The sequence below is a fragment of the Streptomyces sp. NRRL S-1022 genome, assembly GCF_000720135.1.
Classification (GTDB): domain Bacteria; phylum Actinomycetota; class Actinomycetes; order Streptomycetales; family Streptomycetaceae; genus Streptomyces.
The window spans coordinates 133,255-148,086 of record NZ_JOIU01000006.1 but is presented as its reverse complement, the minus strand read 5'-3'; the positions used below and the strand labels follow the sequence as shown (position 1 = coordinate 148,086).

Sequence of the window (14,832 nt, the reverse complement as noted above, 5' to 3'; positions counted from 1 at the left end):
CGCCGCGCCGCCGGGTCCCGTCAGGCGGACGGCCGGCCGGCGGGGTCGAAGCTGGCGAAGTAGGCGGCGGCCATGTCCTCGTCGGCGTGGCCCTGCGCGGCGGCGCGTTCCAGGCGCGCGGCGCTCGCGGCGGCCACGTCCAGCCGCACACCGTGCGCCTCGCCCGCCCGGACGATGAGCCGGGCGTCCTTGACGGCCGTGGCCACCGCGAACTGGGGCGGGGTCAGCTGCTCGTCCAGGATGAGCCTGGACTTGGCGTGCAGGTAGCCCATGTCCAGCGGGCCGCCCGCGATCGCGTCGAAGAAGCCCTGCGGGTCCACGCCGAGCGCCTGGGCCAGGGCCAGCACCTCACCGGTGGCGGCGGTGGCCGCGAGGACCCAGCTGTTGGCGACCAGCTTCAGCCGGGTCGCGGTACCGGCCGCGCCGTCCTCGCCGGTCCACACGGTACGGGCCCCGACCGCGTCGAACACCGGGGCCACGGCGGCGCGGTGGCCGCTCGGGCCCGCGGCCAGGACGAGGAGCTGGCCGGCCTCGGCGGGCTGGCGGGTGCCAAGCACCGGCGCGTCGAAGAAGACCAGTCCGTGGTCGCGGGCGAAGGCGGCCAGGTCGCCGATGGCGTCGAGGCCGGCGGTGGTGGACTGCACCCAGGCGGTGCCGGAGCGCAGCGCCGGGGCGGCCTCGCGCAGCACGTCCAGGGTGGCCGGGCCGTCGTAGAGCATGGTCAGGACGACGTCCGCGCCCTCGACGGCCTCGGCGGGCGTGCCGGCGATGTAGGCGCCGTCGGCGGCGAGTGGTTCGGCCTTGGCGCGGGTGCGGTTCCAGGCGCGGACGGTGTGTCCGGCCCGTACGAGGTTGCGGGCCATCGCGGCGCCCATGATGCCGGTGCCCAGGACGCTCACGGTGAGCTTGTCGGTCATGACGTCAACTTCCTGCGTTTCGCGGGCTTCGTGCGGCGCGGACCAGGCCGCCCAGCCACGCCTGATGTCCGTTGAGCATCGGGTTCGGCGGCGGGCCGGCCGCTCTGCGCCTCCTGGGTGAGGATACGGGCCGGGCCGCCGGGAAGACGCTCCACCGGCCAGGCGTGCGCGTCGAGCCGCTCCTGCGGTGTGCCGTCCTGCCGCGGCGTCCGGGACAAGCCGGCCTGAACCGTTCGCCCGGCAACCCGCCGCCCAGCTCGCGGGTCCGCTCGGTGCACTCGCCGCGCCGGAGGGCGCCGGCCCGTCGGCCGGGTACTGGTGGCGGGGCGGCGCCGGAATGCGTCACCCGCCGTCCCCGGACCTTCCGTAGTGTGGCCCGGTGACGATTCAGGTGATCCTTCTCAACGGTGGTTCCAGTGCGGGGAAGTCCGGCATCGTGCGGTGTCTGCAGGAGGTGCTGCCCGGGCCCTGGCTGGCGTTCGGCATCGACTCGCTCGTGGACGCGCTGCCACGGAGGCTGCGAGGTGCCGACGGCGGGATCGAGTTCGCCGAGGACGGCGGGGTGCACGTCGGGGCCGGCTTCCGCGCCGTGGAGGCGGCCTGGAGGGAGGGCGTCGCGGCCACCGCCCGCGCGGGTGCCGGGATCGTCGTGGACGATGTCTTCCTCGGTGGGGCGGCCTCCCAGCAGCGCTGGCGGAAGGCCCTGGCCGGACTGGCCGTGCTGTGGGTCGGCGTCCGGTGCGATCCCGAGGTCGCCGCGGCCCGGGAGCTGGCCCGGGGAGACCGCGCGCCGGGCATGGCGGCTGCCCAGGCGGGGCCGGTGCACCGGGGCGTGGAGTACGACCTGGAGGTGGACACCACCCACACCGAGTCCCTGGCCTGCGCCCGCATCATCGCCGCCCGCGTCGGCTGACCGGTGGCGCGGGGGCGCGGGTGCCGCACCTTCGCGCCACCACCGAGCAGCTCCCGGCCTGCCCCTGGCACTCGTCGTCACCGGCGAGGCCGACGTCCTGCGCGACGAGGGCGAGACCTACGCCGACAAACTCCGCGCAGCCGGTGTCCCGGTCACCGCGGTCCGCTGCCAGGGCAGCATCCACGACTTCGTGATGCTCAACGCCCTGCCCGGCACCCGCGCCGCCATCGACCTCGCGGTCCGCACCCTGCACACCGTCTGATCCCGGCTCCGGGCTGCGGCTCACCCGCCGTCGGCGCCGTCGCCCGAGCCGCCCCGGGAGGCGGGCGGTACCGCCGTGCCCGGTCCCGGCCGGCCGGGCCACCGCGGCGGTACGGGGGCGCTATCGGCGTACGGGTACACCGGCGGGAGCGGGTAGGCCGGCGGGAGAACCGGCGGCGGTGCCGGGTGCTGGGGCGCCGGGGCGGTGCGGTCCAGCCGCCGGCGGCGCAGCCACCAGGCCACGGCCGCCGTGTACAGCGCGATGCCCGCGACGTCGAGCGCGACCACCTGCCACGGCGCGTCGGCCGCGCTCTCGTCGCTGCTCAGCCCGCCCACGACGGCGGCCGAGGCGCCGAAGGCGAGGAGGTTGTTGACCGCGTGCAGGGCGATGGACGCCTCAAGACCGCCCGTCCGCCAGGTCAGCCAGCCCGCGGCCGTCCCGAACACGACCAGGTCGGCGAAGCCCCAGGGGGTGCCCCAGCCGTGGGCGGCGGCGAACAGGACGGCCTGGGGCAGGAGGGCGGCCCACGGCGAGCGCAGGTACGCCCCGGCGGCCTGCGTCAGCCAGCCGCGGAACAGGTACTCCTCGGCCGCCGCCTGCACCGGTACGAGCACCACCAGCACGGCGAGGGCCCGGGCGAAGGCCGCCCAGCCCGCCCACGGGCCCTCCGCCCCGCCGTCCGCGGGCAGCAGGAACATGCCTGCCATCGCGAGGGCGAGGACCGGCAGGGCGGTCAGCGCGCACCGCAGCAGCCAGCGCCATCGCAGCCGCCCGGTCACGGAGGAGACCGTGCCGGGGCGGCGCCGGCCGATCCAGCGCACGGTCAGCGCCACGACGGGTATCGCCACCGCGATCGAGAGCAGGTCCACGGCGGTGCCCGAGACGGGGCCGAACTCCGGCCAGCCGTCGTTGTCCTCCCGGTACCCGAGGGACAGGCCCAGGGCCACACTGCAGAACATCAGGATCACCACGGCGACCAGATAGGTGACGGCCGCCACCAGCGTTCCGAGCAGGGGGCGCCACCACCGGTAGCGGGGGGAGAGGCGGGCCAGGCGGTGGTAGGGCAGTCGCCCGGTGAGCTGTGGCTGTGTCATGCCGTCAGCCTGCCCCACCCGTCCCGGCGTGCCATCGGCCCGGAGCACGACCGCGTGCTCTGTCCCGGGTTGGTACCCGCTCCCCGTCTCTATCCCTGGTGGGAGAGACCCCTCCTCCTCAGGTCCGGTGCCCGGCGCGCGGGCGGCCTCTACGCTCGTCGGCGACATGGAGACGATACGCAACTGGCTTCTGCCCCTGCTGCTGGCGGCCGGGCAGGGCGCCCTGCTGTGGCCCGGCGTGGGCCCGGACGGCACTCCCGGCGGACCGGCGCTGCTCTGCGTGCTGGGCGCGCTGGCCCTGGAGACGGCCGCGCTGGGGCGGCGCCGGACCGTCCCGGTGCGGGCGCTGGCCTGCACCCTGGGCGCCCTGGTCCTGGGCGGGCTCGCCTGGCCGGACGGCTACCTGGGCCTCGGCACGCCGGTCGCCCTGTACTCCGTCGCCGTGCGCTGCCCGGTGCCGGTGACGGTGCGGGCCGTCGGGGCCGTGGTGGGTGTCGAATGGGTGCTGTCCGCCGTGGAGGAGGGCCCCCGGCCCGCGCTGCTGTCCGACATGGCGATCGCGCTCGGTGTGTACCTGCTGTGCGCGGGGCTCGGCGAGGCACGGCGCCAGTGGCTCGCCGGCCGGCTCACCGCGGCCCGGCGGCTGGCCGGGGCGGAGCACGTCCGCCGGCTGGCGGCCGACGAGGAGCGCCGGCGACTGGCCCGGGAACTGCACGATGTGAGTGCCCATCACCTCACCTCGGTGGTGGTGACCGTCGACGCCGCGCGCCGGCTCCAGGACAGCAGGCCCGACCTGGCCGCCGAGGCACTGGCGTTCGCCGAGCGGACCGGCGCGGAGACCCTCACGGCGCTGCACCGGCTGGTGGGGCTGCTGCGGGACACCGACCGCCCGGACCACCGTCCGATGAGCGGGCGGATCGAGGAACTGGTCGCGGGTTTCGGCCGGCTGGGCCGCCCGGTCGGCGCGCGGATCCCCGGTGACCTGGCGGGCCCGTCGGCCGAGGCGATCCACAGCATCGTCCGTGAGGCGCTCACCAACGCGCTGCGGTACGCGCCCGGCGCCGCCGCCCGGGTGCTGGTCGTGCGGGCGGACGGTCTGCTCCGGCTGACCGTGGAGAACGCGCCGCCGCGCACCGCGCAGCAGGGTGCCGGGGGGCTGGGCGCGGGGCGCGGCGTGGCCGGGATGCGGGAGCGGGCCGCGGCGGCCGGTGGCGAACTGACCGCCGGGCCCACGCCGGAGGGCGGCTGGCGGGTGTGCGCGACGCTTCCCGACGGTGCCGAGCCGCGGCGGCCGGACGAGCACGGCCGGCGGCGCGACGTCCTGCGGGAGCAGCGGCTCGCCGATCCCGCGCTCGTACTGGCGTCGATGATCCTGCCGGTGTCGTGCGCCCTTGCGCTCACGGAGGACTGGACGGCCGCCGCCCGGTGCGCCGCGCTGCCGGCGCTGCTGGTCGTCTGCGGGTTGCTGGTGCTGCACGCGCTGCCCCTGCTGTGGCGCAGACGGGCGCCGTGGGCCGTCCTCCTCGGCGTTCTGGCGACGGCCTGGCTGGGGCCGGCGGCCGTCGCCGGGTGGCAGCTGCCGGCCCGGGTGGCGCAGTTCCTCCCCGCCGGGACGCTCGTGGAGACGCTGGCCGTGTACGCGGTCGCCGCGTACGGGCGGGGGCCCGGGCGCACCTGGCCGGCGCCGGCCGCGGCGACACTCGGCGTGGCCGGCGCCGTGACGGCCGTGTCCGCGGCCGACGGTTCAGTGGCGGGCGAGCCGACGGGCGTGGCCGGCGCCGTCCTGCTGGTGATCTTCCTGTCCGTCCTGCTGGCCCCGGTGTTCGCCGCGGTGTGGGGCGCCGGCCTGTTCGTACGGCGCCGCCGGCTGCGGGCCCTGGCCTACGACGAGTTCGCCTTCGCCAGCTCCATGTGGCAGGCGGACCGGGCCGCCGAGGCCGAACGGCAGCGGCTGGCGGCCACCCTGCGCGACGCCGTGCCGGCGCACACGCGGGCGCTCGTCGGCGCGGCCCGGCGGGGCGACCTGGCGGAGGTGGCCGGTACGGCCAGGGCGGCGCTGGCCGCGATGCGGGAGGTGCTGCACAGCCTGGGCGACGGCGGCGGACCGAGCGGCCGGCTCGCTCCGTCGCCCGCCGTGGGCGACCTGGAGGCCCTGTGCCGCGCGCTGCGGTCCGGTGGCCGTGACGTACGGCTGCGGGGCCTGCCGGAGGCCGGCCGGGACCTGCCGTCGTCGGTGCAGGTCTCGGTGTACCGGATCGTGGAAGCGGCGCTGGGCGCGGGCGACGCGGGGCCGGCCCGGGTGACCCTGCGGCGGCGGCGCGGCATCCTGCGGGTCACGGTGACGGGGGTACGCCTCGCCGTCGCCGGCCCGGTAGCCGAGCGGTTGCGGGTGCAGACCGCCGCGGGCGGGGGGCGGATCGAGTGCGAACCGGCCGGTACGCTACGGGTGGTGTTGCCGGCCGGAGCCGTTCCGGCCCCGGTCCAGGAGGTGTTCCCGTAGCCGTACGCGTGATCGTCGTCGACGACCAGGCCGTGGTCCGGGCCGGATTCGCGGCCATCGTGGACGCCGAACCCGATCTGACCGTGGTGGCCGAGGCCGGTGACGGGGCGACGGCGGTGTCGCTCGCCGCCGCCGGGGAGGCCGATGTCGTCCTGATGGACATCCGGATGCCGGGCATGGACGGGCTCACCGCGACCCGGCTGGTCACCGCGCCGGCCGGCGGGCCCCGCGTGCTGGTGCTCACCACGTTCGACCTGGACGAGTACGTGTACGAGGCGCTGCGCGCGGGGGCGTCCGGGTTCCTGCTGAAGGACGCCGAGCCCGAGCAACTGCTGTCCGCGATCCGGGTGGTCGCGGCCGGCGACGGCATCCTGGCGCCCGCCGTGACCCGGCGGCTGATCGACACGTTCGCCCGCAGCGCCCCGCCGCCGCCCCCGGCCGGCGGGCCCCTCGGCCGGCTCACCCAGCGGGAGCGGGAGGTCCTGCTGAAGATCGCCTCCGGGCTGACCAACGCCGAGATCGGTGCCGAACTCGGCGTCACCACGGGCACGGTCAAGAGCCATGTGAACGCGCTGCTGTCCAAGCTCGGCCTGCGTGACCGGGTCCAGGCCACGATCCTCGCCTACGAGACCGGCCTGATCACCCCGGGCGCCGTCCCGCGCGGCTGACCGCGGTGCCCGCCCGCCGGGGCCGCCGAGGTCGATGTCCGTTCCCCGCCGGTGCTCCCCGCTGCCGGCGGCTGGGATGGAGTCATGACTTCACGACTGGAACTGCGGGGCAGGACGGCACTGGTCACCGGCGGCAGCCGGGGCATCGGCGCGGCGACGGCACGGCGCCTGGCCCGGGAGGGCGCGGACGTGGCCCTGACCTATGTGCACGGCAAGGACGCGGCCGAGGGCGTCGTACGGGACATCGAGGCGCTGGGGCGGCGGGCGGTGGCCCTGCGTGCCGACTCCGCGGACGCGGCGGAGGCGGCGGGCGCGGTACGGCGCGCGGCGGAGGAACTGGGCGGTCTCGACGTGCTGGTGGGCAACGCGGGCATAGGGATCATGGCGCCGTTGGAGAGCCTGTCCCTCGCGGACGTCGACCGGCTGCTGGCGGTGAACGTGCGGGGTGTGTTCCTGGCCGCCCAGTCGGCCGCCGCGCTGATGGGGGCCGGCGGGCGGATCATCACGGTCGGCAGCTGCGTCGCGGCGCGCGTGCCGGGCCCCGGGGCCACGCTGTACGCGATGAGCAAGGCGGCCGTCGTCGGGCTGACCAAGGCCCTGGCGCGGGAGCTGGCCGGGCGGGGCATCACGGCGAACGTCGTGCACCCGGGCCCCACCGACACCGACATGAACCCCGCGGACGGGCCGTACGCGTCGGGGCAGGCGGCGTTGACCGCCCTGGGCCGCTTCGGCACGGCCGAGGAGGTGGCGTCCATGGTGGCGTTCCTCGCGGGGCCGGAGGCGGCGTACGTGACGGGCGCGGAGTTCTCGGTGGACGGCGGGCACGCGGCGTGACGGGGCCGGGAGGGCGTCCGCGTCAGGTCTCGTCCAGGCGGCGTACGTCCTCCTCGTCCCACGTCCCGGTGTCGCGGGGCCGGGGGCACGGCGCGCGGCGGGTGGCCGCCGGCGATGGCCCGCTGCCGCAGGGTCTCCGCGTCGAACTCCAGGCCGAGCGGGAACGGCCCGCCGGTGGTGCCGCCGGGGCACGCGCAGCTTCGCCGTACCGGCCGGGTTGCCCGGCGGGGCGCCCTCAAGCCCGCCGCCGAAGCGGTTCACCCGCCGGTGCCCCGCTCCCCCGCACCGGTACCGGTTGGTCCGCCCGGCGACCTCCGCCCCGCTGTGGGGCGGAGGGTGTTCCGGGCGGACCGGGGTGCCGTACCTCAGTGGGCGTTGGCGAACCGCTTGAACGCGGACTTGGTGCCGGAGCCGGCGATGCCGTCGATGGAGCCGCGGTAGCCGTAGCCGCTCTTCAGGAGCCGCTGGAGCGCCTTGACCGTCTCCTTGCCGACGACGCCGTCGATCCGGCCGTTGTAGTGCCAGTACTTCTTCAGGCAGCGCTGGAAGGCCTTCCAGCTGTCGGGGCCGAGCTTGCCGTCGATGGAGCCCCGGTAGCCCCAGTACGTCTTCAGCCAGCGCTGGACCTTCTTCGCCTGGGCGGCGTTCAGCCCGAGGTTGGTCACCGCCTGCGGGGTGACGGCCTCGCTGACCGCAGCCGGCCGGGCCGCCGCGGGGGCGGCGAAGCTGGTGCCCGCCGCGGCCAGGCTGCCCGCGGCCAGCGCCACGGTCGTCGTGGCGGCGAGGAGGGTCCTGGTGAAGATGTTCGTCTGCATGTGTATCCCCCTGATTGACGAGTGCCTCACGGCACGGCACAAAAGCTACGTGCCGGGGCTCGGCCCGTCGCCAACCCGGGAGTTGATCCCTGGCTCCACCGGCCGCGGTACGCGGGGCCGGTGTACAACCTGCGCGGTAGGTCCGGCGGCGCACACGGCGCTCAGCCCCTGCCTCCGCTCAGGTTTCCCCACCGGGGTCCGATCTGCTTCCACTCCTCGTCCCACTCGGCCATGCGCCGCCGGATGAGCCGGCTGCGGACCAGCCACCCGGCGCCCCAGACCAGCGCACCGGCCGCCGGGGCGACGAGGGCACCGGTGAGCGCCGACTGCAGGTCGGCCGCCGCTCCGGTGACGGGGGCGGGCACGACCCGGTCCGACCGGTTCGTCCACACGGTGATCCGGGTGCCGGCGGGCGCGCCCGGGACGACCTTCGCCCGGTCGGTGTGCACCGAGCCGTCCGCGTCCGTCCAGCGCACCGCCGCCCACACCCGCCCGTCGTCGTATCCGCTGCCCGCGGCCGGGGGGCGCGCCGCGTCGTCGGTGAGGACGGCGGCCACGGGGTGCACCTGGGACAGCCTCGCCGTGAACGCCGACTGGGAGGTCCCGGCCGCCAGCACGCCCGCGAACACCCCGGCGAGGAGGGCCAGCAGCCAGCCGGCGAGGACGATCCAGGCCTCGACGACGTCGCTGTGCCGCTTCAGGGGGTTGCGCCGCCACCGCCACAGCCGCACCGGGGTGACCGTCGTGGGAGGTGTCCGTGTCATCGTCACCGCCTCCTCTCGCACACCGGCGGCCCGAAGCCGGGGCGGCCCCCGCGGTCTCCCGGACCCGGCGACCGGAGCGGGGGTCATGACACCATCCTGCACCTCCGCACGCCGGTCGTCCCTTGGGGAGCGGGGATCGTGCGGGAGGCACCCCTAGGAGGGCGTGAGCGGCAGGTCGTCGGTGTAGGCGTTGACGGGCTGGGCGACGGGTGTGGCGTCCCGGACGTCGAGCGCCGCCTCCGCGGTGCCGGTGCCGAGGGTGCCGTGCGGGTGCCAGGTGCCGGTCACCGCCAGCCAGGTGTCGGCGGGCGGCGCCCCGGTGCCGTACATGCGCACCTTGACCGTCTGCGAGTCCGCCGCGCAGCAGGTGAAGATGATGCGGGTCAGGTACCAGCCGCCGTCCTCGCCGGCCGGGGTGACGAAGCCCGTCAGCCGCACGGTGCGGTCGCCGACGGCCCGGCTGCGGTCCTGCTGGACCCGCCGGGTGAAGTCGGTGAGGGTCAGCGGCAGCGGCGAGGTCGCGGGCAGCGGGGCGAACCCCTTCTTCTGCACGCTGACGGGCTTGCTGCCGGCGCGGGCCGCGGTGTAGGCGCCGAGTGCGGGCGGGGCGTACAGCAGCAGGCTGAGCGCGGGCAGGAAGAGCAGCCAGGCGATGCGCGGGGTGCCGGTGTGGTCGTGGCCGTGCTCGGCCCCGGTGTCCCCGCGGAGGTGGTGCCGGTCCCGGACGGCCGCTCCCGCCAGGCCGAGCAGCAGCAGGACCAGCCCGGAGGCGATGAGCAGCGGGCGCAGTCCGGCCTTGACGTAGCGCAGGTAGGTGTCGGTGAACAGGGCCGCGTGCAGCAGGCCGATACCGGTCAGGGCCAGGAGCAGGGTCTGGACGGGGCGTTTCACAGCAGCGCGCCTCCGGTCAGGACGCTCGCGGCGATCGCCACGACGGTGGTCGCCGTGCAGAACCGCCAGGCGAAGGCACGGCCGAAGGTGCCGGCCTGAAGGGCGATCAGCTTCAGGTCGACCATCGGGCCGACCACCAGGAAGGCGAGCCGGGCGGTCGGCGAGAAACCGGTGAGGGAGGCCGCGACGAACGCGTCCGCCTCCGAGCAGACGGCCAGCAGCACGGCGAGGCCGGCCAGGAAGAGCACCGAGAGCCAGGGCGAGCCGGAGAAGGTGTCGAGGACGGAGCGGGGCACGGTGACGTTGAAGGTGGCGGCGGCCATGGCGCCGAGCACCAGGAAGCCGCCGGCGTGCAGGAAGTCGTGCTGGAAGCCGAGCCGGAACTCGGTCCGGCGGCTGTGGCCGTGCCGGTGGCCGGTGTGCCGGTGGCGCAGCAGGGGGCGCAGCCACTCCTCCTTGCCGAACCAGAGCCACAGCCAGCCCATCACGGCCGCCGTGCCGAGGGAGGCCAGCAGCCGGGCGGCGACCATCGCCGGGTTGCCGGGGAAGGCGACGGCGGTGGCCGTGAGCACGACGGGGTTGATCGCCGGGGCGGAGAGCAGGAAGGCGAAGGCGGCGGCCGGGGGGACGCCCCGGCGGATGAGGCTGCCGGCGACGGGGACGGAGGCGCACTCGCAGCCGGGCAGGATCGCGCCGGCGGCGCCGGCGACCGGTACGGCGAGGGCGGCCCGCTTCGGCAGCACCCTGGTGAAGAGGTCGGCCGGCACGAACGCGTTGATGGCGCCGGACAGGGCGGTGCCGAGGAGCAGGAAGGGGAGCGCCTGGACGGTGATGGCCAGGCAGACGGTGCGCCAGGCCTGGACGGCCGGATCGTCGAGCCACCGGGTGCCGGCCGGCAGGAGCACGGCGGTGGCGGCGGCCGTGAGCACGAGGGCCGCGCCGAGCGGCCGGATCCGGGCGCGGCGCACGGCCGGGCCGAGGCGGCCGGCCGCCACACCAACCAGTTCATCCGTTTTTTCCATGGTCACTCCGGATGTCGGTGTCCGGCCGACGATAAGCGAGGAGGACGGCCCGGCCACGCGTACACGCCGCCCCGGGAGCGAGCCGGGCCCCACAATGCGCCCCATCGGTGGGTTTTCTCACAATCCGGGCGAATCGGGGCCGAAGGTGACCGGGACCACGTCGCCGGGCGCGTGCGGTGGCTACGTTCGTGACCCATGTCCTCCTGCCCCACCCGCACCGCGCGGACCAAGGCCGGCGCCCTGCTGGCCTCGGCAGCCGCCCTGCTCTCCGCCGGCCTCCTGTACCCGGCCCCGGCCATGGCCGCCGGCACCGCATCCTCCGGACACCCTCCGGCGCACGCCACGGCGGCCGTGCTCGACCTGGACGGCGCCGGCGGCACCCCGGTGCTGCACGGCGAGGACCGGGCGTACGACACCGCGAGCATCGTCAAGGTCGACATCCTCGCGGCGCTGCTGCTGCGGGCGCAGGACGCGGGACGGCAGCTCAGCGCGCAGGAGAAGGGGCGAGCCGAGCCCATGATCCGGCGCAGCGACAACGCGGCGGCGAACGCGCTGTGGCGGCAGATCGGCCGGGCCCCCGGCCTGGCGGCGGCGAACAAGCGCCTGGGGCTGACCTCGACCACGGGCGGCCCGGGCGGCAAGTGGGGCCTGACCCGGACCACCGCGAGTGACCAGATACGGCTGCTGCGGGCCGTGTTCGGTACCGGGGGCACGGTGCGTGCGGGCTCCGGCGGGCTCGACGCGCGGTCCCGCGCCTATGTCCGCACCCTGATGGGCCAGGTCGTACCCGAGCAGAGCTGGGGCGTCTCCGCGGCCGGCCCCGAGGACGCCGGGCGGGCCCTGAAGAACGGCTGGCTGGAGCGGAACACCACGGGCCTGTGGGACGTGAACAGCGTCGGCCGGGTCACGGTCAAGGGGCACCGGTACCTCGTCGCGGTCCTGTCCGACGGCAGCGCGTCCATGGGCGACGGCGTGTCCCTGGTGGAGCGGACGGCCCGCGCGGCCCTGTCCTGAGCCGGGCGGGCCCGGCCACCGGGCCACCGGGCCGGCCGGCGCGCACCGGCCCCGGCTCCCCGTGACACGCCTGTGACAGTCGGCGGACAGCCTCATGAAGTCCCGCGAGCAATCTGGTGGAACAAGGGCAAATCACCCTTACCGGACAGCCCCCAGCCGTTCCGCCGGAGGAATCACCATGAGCGCCATCCTCGCCCCCTCGCCCGCCGAAGCCCCCGCCCCCGCGCTGGCTCCGCGCGAGCGGGAGACGCTCCGGCACATCGCCGCCGGCCGCACCTACCTGCAGACGGCCCGCCACATGGGACTGTCCACCCACACCGTGGACGCCTACCTGCGCCGCATCCGGGCCAAGTTCAACATCACCAACACCGCCGAGCTGACCCGCACGGCCATCGCCCTGGGCCTGTGAGCCGCTGCCGCAGTGTCCCGCCTTCCGGAACGGAGGGCCGCGTGGGCGGGACGGGCGCGAGGTGCCGTCGGGGCTTTTCGGCCGCCTCGGAAGGGGCACGCGGTCGGGGTACGACTTCCGACCGGAAGGGGCGGTACCACGATGGCCGAGTACGAACGTTCCCGCACCATGCCCGCACAGCCCGAGCAGGTCTTCGACCAGGCGGCCAACGTCGGCCGGCTCGACGCCTGGCTCCCGGACGCCCTGCACGTGGACCCCGGGGAGCCACCTGCCGTGACCGTGCACGAGGACCGCTCCGGCCAGGACATGGCCGCTCTGCTGCGCTCCGAGCCGGAGCAGATGCGCCTGGAGTGGGGCACCCGCGAGCAGGGCAGCTACACCGGCTGGCTCCAGGTGGCGGGCATCGGCAGCGGGGTCAGCGAGGTGACCGTGCACCTGTCCTTCTTCGACAAGGGCCACGACCCGGGCGAGCAGGCGGTGTGCGACGCCCTCGACGGCAGCCTGCGGAGGCTGGAGGAGCAGGTGCGGCTGCGGGTCGACAACGCGGGCGGCTGAGGTGCCGCGCCCGGTGCGCCGGCACCCGCTGCGCCTGAGGTGCGGGTGACCGGCCCCGCGGACGTCCTGTGCGGCTACGTCCCCGGCCCGGAGGCCGGCATCCGGGCGCCGGGGCGGGACGGCAGGCGTCCGGTCAGTGACCGGACCCCAGCCGCTGGGTCGAGTAGGCGCACTCGGTGTAGAGGTAGCCGGGCCTGAGTTCGGCGGTGTCCGAGGCCGGGGTGGCGGTGCTGTCGCCGTCCGGCTTGTGCACGAACCAGGTGGTGCCGACGGGCAGGCTGATGGTGCGCTGCGGGTAGTGCCTGCCGCTGTCGTTGCAGGGCTTGAAGGTCTTGAACACCGTGTCCGCGAACGTGTACGCCTTGCAGCCGCCGCAGCCCTTGAGGGTGAAACTGCCGGTGACCGGGCCGGTGTACAGGACGGTGATGTCGTCCGGGCTGTCGTTCTTGACGGTGACGGAGATGCCGCCGCCGGAGGCCGTGGTGGGCAGCTTCCGGCCGGCCGCGGGGAGCGTCCGGGCGACCTCGGCGGCTATCGCGATCTTCTCGGCGCGGGCCCGGTTCCGGTCGTGCCTGTGGCCGGCGGCGAACTGCTCCATGGTCTTCTGCGCCGCCTCGAACTCACCGTCCTTGTACTGGTCGACACCGCAGGCGTACGTGCCCGAGTCACCGCTGCGGCCGGCCCGGCTCGCGGTCCTCGCCAGGGCGCCGTCCGCGTCGCGGGCCGGGCCGGCCAGGTCGCCGATCCGGGTGCCGAGGTCGCGCAACCGCTCGACGGCCGTGCAGGGATCATCACCGTCGACGGCCTTCTCCTGCTTCTTCACCGCCGCGTCGACGGCGGGCGCCACCTTGGCCGCCGCCCCGGACCGCGGGAAGGTGTCCAGCAGGTCGCCGAAGCGGTTCACCCAGTCCGCCTCACCGGCCGCCAGGGACTGCTCCCCGCACCCGTACAGGGCGTTCGCGAGCCGGTCGTCGGGCCAGCCGGCCAGCGGGCCGAGCTGCTCCTCGGGCATCGTGTCCGGCAGCGTGCGCAGGTACTTCAGCGGCTCCACGGCGTCGCAGTACCGGCCGTGGCCGTAGGCCGCGCCGACGGTGGTGTAGAAGGTGCGCAGGCTGTCGTGGACCCTGCGGGCGGCGCGGGAACCGGAATGGTGCACGGCGATGTCGCGGTAGACGTCGAGGGCTGTGCGGTAGTCCGGCGTGGCGGAGCCGAAGGACCGCCGGCCGCCCTCGGCCACCAGGTCGTCGGCGCGCTCCAGGCGGCCGAGCAGCGCCTGCTCCACGGCTTCCCGGTGGGCGTCCCGGTACCAGAGGGCACCGCCGGCCGGCACGGCGAGCAGCAGTACGCCAAGCAGCAGCGCGAGGGGCGCCCTGCCGGGCCAGGTGAGCCGGGCGCGCAGGCCGGCGAACCCGCCGTGCACGGCCGCCGAGAGCAGGAGTACGGCGTAGCCGGCGAGCGCGGCCCCGGGTACGCCGTCGGCGTCGGCGGGGAGCGCCACGAGCAGCAGCGCGGCGGTCGCCGCCCAGCAGGCCGCGGCCGGCACCCACCGGCGCAGGAGCACGTAGCCGAGGCCGAGACCGCTCAGGTTGAGCAGGGCGGTCGCGGCGGCCCGCCAGGCGTCCGGCGGCGCGGGCGGCGGGCTCGCGGGCCGGGGTGGCGGCTTCGGCGGCATGGGCGGCAGCGGCGGTCCGCCGTACCCCTGGTTCGGACCGTACGGACCTCCGGACATGATGGCTCCCCCCGGTCAACTGCGCCCGCATGTCTGCGGATCCGCAGTGTACGGGCGCGGGTACGTACCCGACAGAGGGCCGAAAGCGGGTCCTTTCCTACACGGGGCCCGGAACCGGCGCGGCCGCTTCCTCGACCTGACCGCCCACGTCGAGACGCACGCCGGCCGGCCGCTGGAGGCGGTGGTGGCCGGTCTGCGCCGCGAACTCGTCCGCCATGTACACGGCGACCTGGGCGACGACGCGGCACTGGTGGCGCTGGAACGGCTGCCCGGCGGCCCGGACTCCCCGCACCCCGGCACCCCGGCACCCCGGCACCCCGGACCGTGACGGTCTCCCTCCTGCACCTCCGTACGCCCGGACAGCCGCAGGATTCCACCCTCCGGCCCAATGACGGTGCGCCTGAGGGGCGGGCGGGCGCGACCGGTGTGAACGTGGGGTGAGGAC

Annotated in this window: 15 protein-coding genes and 2 pseudogenes; 9 read left to right on the top strand and 8 right to left on the bottom strand. The window is 75.9% G+C overall.

What is annotated here, in order from left to right:
• Window positions 1-20: 20 nt before the first annotated feature.
• Window positions 21-917 carry an NAD(P)-dependent oxidoreductase gene (locus IG05_RS0108765; RefSeq protein ID WP_030340711.1) on the bottom strand — a complete coding sequence of 299 codons (897 nt, stop codon included), beginning with the start codon at window positions 915-917 and terminating at the stop codon, window positions 21-23.
• A 391-nt stretch (window positions 918-1,308) separates the two neighbouring features.
• Between IG05_RS0108765 and cpt the strand changes: the two genes are divergently transcribed.
• Window positions 1,309-1,830, top strand: a complete 522-nt coding sequence (gene cpt / locus IG05_RS0108760) for a chloramphenicol phosphotransferase CPT (protein WP_030340709.1) — start codon at window positions 1,309-1,311, stop codon at window positions 1,828-1,830.
• Between the two features lie 29 nt (window positions 1,831-1,859).
• Window positions 1,860-2,092: pseudogene (locus IG05_RS44795) on the top strand (alpha/beta hydrolase); the annotation flags it as partial.
• Window positions 2,093-2,112: 20 nt separating this feature from the next.
• Here IG05_RS44795 and IG05_RS0108750 read toward each other — a convergent pair.
• Window positions 2,113-3,186, bottom strand: a complete 1,074-nt coding sequence (locus tag IG05_RS0108750) for a CPBP family intramembrane glutamic endopeptidase (protein WP_234335797.1) — start codon at window positions 3,184-3,186, stop codon at window positions 2,113-2,115.
• 166 nt (window positions 3,187-3,352) lie between these two features.
• Here IG05_RS0108750 and IG05_RS0108745 point away from each other — a divergent pair, with 166 nt between their 5' ends.
• The 3 genes from IG05_RS0108745 (at window position 3,353) to IG05_RS0108735 (ending at window position 7,188) form a co-directional block, all read left to right on the top strand.
• Complete coding sequence (locus tag IG05_RS0108745) at window positions 3,353-5,686, top strand: histidine kinase (RefSeq protein ID WP_158838829.1); 2,334 nt, start codon at window positions 3,353-3,355, stop codon at window positions 5,684-5,686.
• 8 nt (window positions 5,687-5,694) lie between these two features.
• Window positions 5,695-6,354: a response regulator gene (locus IG05_RS0108740; protein WP_030340702.1), complete on the top strand. Its 660-nt coding sequence runs from the start codon at window positions 5,695-5,697 to the stop codon at window positions 6,352-6,354.
• Between the two features lie 84 nt (window positions 6,355-6,438).
• Window positions 6,439-7,188, top strand: coding sequence for an SDR family oxidoreductase (locus IG05_RS0108735; protein ID WP_030340701.1), 750 nt, complete (start codon window positions 6,439-6,441; stop codon window positions 7,186-7,188).
• A 22-nt stretch (window positions 7,189-7,210) separates the two neighbouring features.
• Here IG05_RS0108735 and IG05_RS49110 read toward each other — a convergent pair.
• The 5 genes and pseudogenes from IG05_RS49110 to IG05_RS0108715 all read right to left on the bottom strand — a co-directional run.
• A pseudogene (locus tag IG05_RS49110) lies at window positions 7,211-7,346 on the bottom strand (ribonuclease BN); the annotation flags it as partial.
• Window positions 7,347-7,553: 207 nt separating this feature from the next.
• Complete coding sequence (locus IG05_RS0108730; RefSeq protein WP_030340699.1) at window positions 7,554-8,003, bottom strand: peptidoglycan-binding domain-containing protein; 450 nt, start codon at window positions 8,001-8,003, stop codon at window positions 7,554-7,556.
• Between the two features lie 161 nt (window positions 8,004-8,164).
• Entirely contained in the window at window positions 8,165-8,767 is a 603-nt protein-coding gene (locus IG05_RS0108725; RefSeq protein WP_030340697.1) for a hypothetical protein, read from the bottom strand.
• A gap of 153 nt (window positions 8,768-8,920) precedes the next feature.
• On the bottom strand, window positions 8,921-9,658 hold the full coding sequence (locus IG05_RS0108720) for a TIGR03943 family putative permease subunit (RefSeq protein WP_030340696.1): 738 nt from the start codon (window positions 9,656-9,658) through the stop codon (window positions 8,921-8,923).
• Window positions 9,655-10,680, bottom strand: a complete 1,026-nt coding sequence (locus IG05_RS0108715) for a permease (RefSeq protein WP_030340694.1) — start codon at window positions 10,678-10,680, stop codon at window positions 9,655-9,657. The genes IG05_RS0108720 and IG05_RS0108715 overlap by 4 nt, the downstream gene beginning before the upstream one ends.
• Before the next feature lie 195 nt (window positions 10,681-10,875).
• Between IG05_RS0108715 and IG05_RS0108710 the strand changes: the two genes are divergently transcribed.
• From IG05_RS0108710 to IG05_RS0108700, 3 genes are all read left to right on the top strand, one after another.
• The gene (locus IG05_RS0108710; protein WP_030340692.1) at window positions 10,876-11,694 is read left to right on the top strand and encodes a serine hydrolase; all 819 of its coding nucleotides are present in this window, start codon (window positions 10,876-10,878) and stop codon (window positions 11,692-11,694) included.
• A 178-nt stretch (window positions 11,695-11,872) separates the two neighbouring features.
• Entirely contained in the window at window positions 11,873-12,103 is a 231-nt protein-coding gene (locus IG05_RS0108705) for a response regulator transcription factor (protein ID WP_030340690.1), read from the top strand.
• A gap of 141 nt (window positions 12,104-12,244) precedes the next feature.
• Window positions 12,245-12,658 (top strand): SRPBCC family protein, encoded by a 414-nt coding sequence (locus tag IG05_RS0108700; protein ID WP_030340689.1) that lies wholly within the window; start codon window positions 12,245-12,247, stop codon window positions 12,656-12,658.
• Window positions 12,659-12,791: 133 nt separating this feature from the next.
• Here IG05_RS0108700 and IG05_RS0108695 read toward each other — a convergent pair whose 3' ends face one another.
• Window positions 12,792-14,387, bottom strand: a complete 1,596-nt coding sequence (locus IG05_RS0108695) for a hypothetical protein (protein ID WP_420707571.1) — start codon at window positions 14,385-14,387, stop codon at window positions 12,792-12,794.
• Between the two features lie 184 nt (window positions 14,388-14,571).
• On the opposite strand from IG05_RS0108695, the gene IG05_RS47735 reads away from it, so the two are divergent.
• Complete coding sequence (locus IG05_RS47735) at window positions 14,572-14,715, top strand: hypothetical protein (RefSeq protein ID WP_158838827.1); 144 nt, start codon at window positions 14,572-14,574, stop codon at window positions 14,713-14,715.
• Window positions 14,716-14,832: the final 117 nt, after the last annotated feature.

Bases quoted from the DNA above. Each gene is read 5' to 3' on its own strand.
- IG05_RS0108765 (WP_030340711.1), bottom strand. From the start codon at position 917: ATGACCGACAAGCTCACCGTGAGCGTCCTGGGCACCGGCATCATGGGC.
- IG05_RS0108750 (WP_234335797.1), bottom strand. From the start codon at position 3,186: ATGACACAGCCACAGCTCACCGGGCGACTGCCCTACCACCGCCTGGCC.
- IG05_RS0108745 (WP_158838829.1), top strand. From the start codon at position 3,353: ATGGAGACGATACGCAACTGGCTTCTGCCCCTGCTGCTGGCGGCCGGG.
- IG05_RS0108735 (WP_030340701.1), top strand. From the start codon at position 6,439: ATGACTTCACGACTGGAACTGCGGGGCAGGACGGCACTGGTCACCGGC.
- IG05_RS0108730 (WP_030340699.1), bottom strand. From the start codon at position 8,003: ATGCAGACGAACATCTTCACCAGGACCCTCCTCGCCGCCACGACGACC.
- IG05_RS0108725 (WP_030340697.1), bottom strand. From the start codon at position 8,767: ATGACACGGACACCTCCCACGACGGTCACCCCGGTGCGGCTGTGGCGG.
- IG05_RS0108715 (WP_030340694.1), bottom strand. From the start codon at position 10,680: ATGGAAAAAACGGATGAACTGGTTGGTGTGGCGGCCGGCCGCCTCGGC.
- IG05_RS0108710 (WP_030340692.1), top strand. From the start codon at position 10,876: ATGTCCTCCTGCCCCACCCGCACCGCGCGGACCAAGGCCGGCGCCCTG.
- IG05_RS0108705 (WP_030340690.1), top strand. From the start codon at position 11,873: ATGAGCGCCATCCTCGCCCCCTCGCCCGCCGAAGCCCCCGCCCCCGCG.
- IG05_RS0108700 (WP_030340689.1), top strand. From the start codon at position 12,245: ATGGCCGAGTACGAACGTTCCCGCACCATGCCCGCACAGCCCGAGCAG.
- IG05_RS0108695 (WP_420707571.1), bottom strand. From the start codon at position 14,387: ATGTCCGGAGGTCCGTACGGTCCGAACCAGGGGTACGGCGGACCGCCG.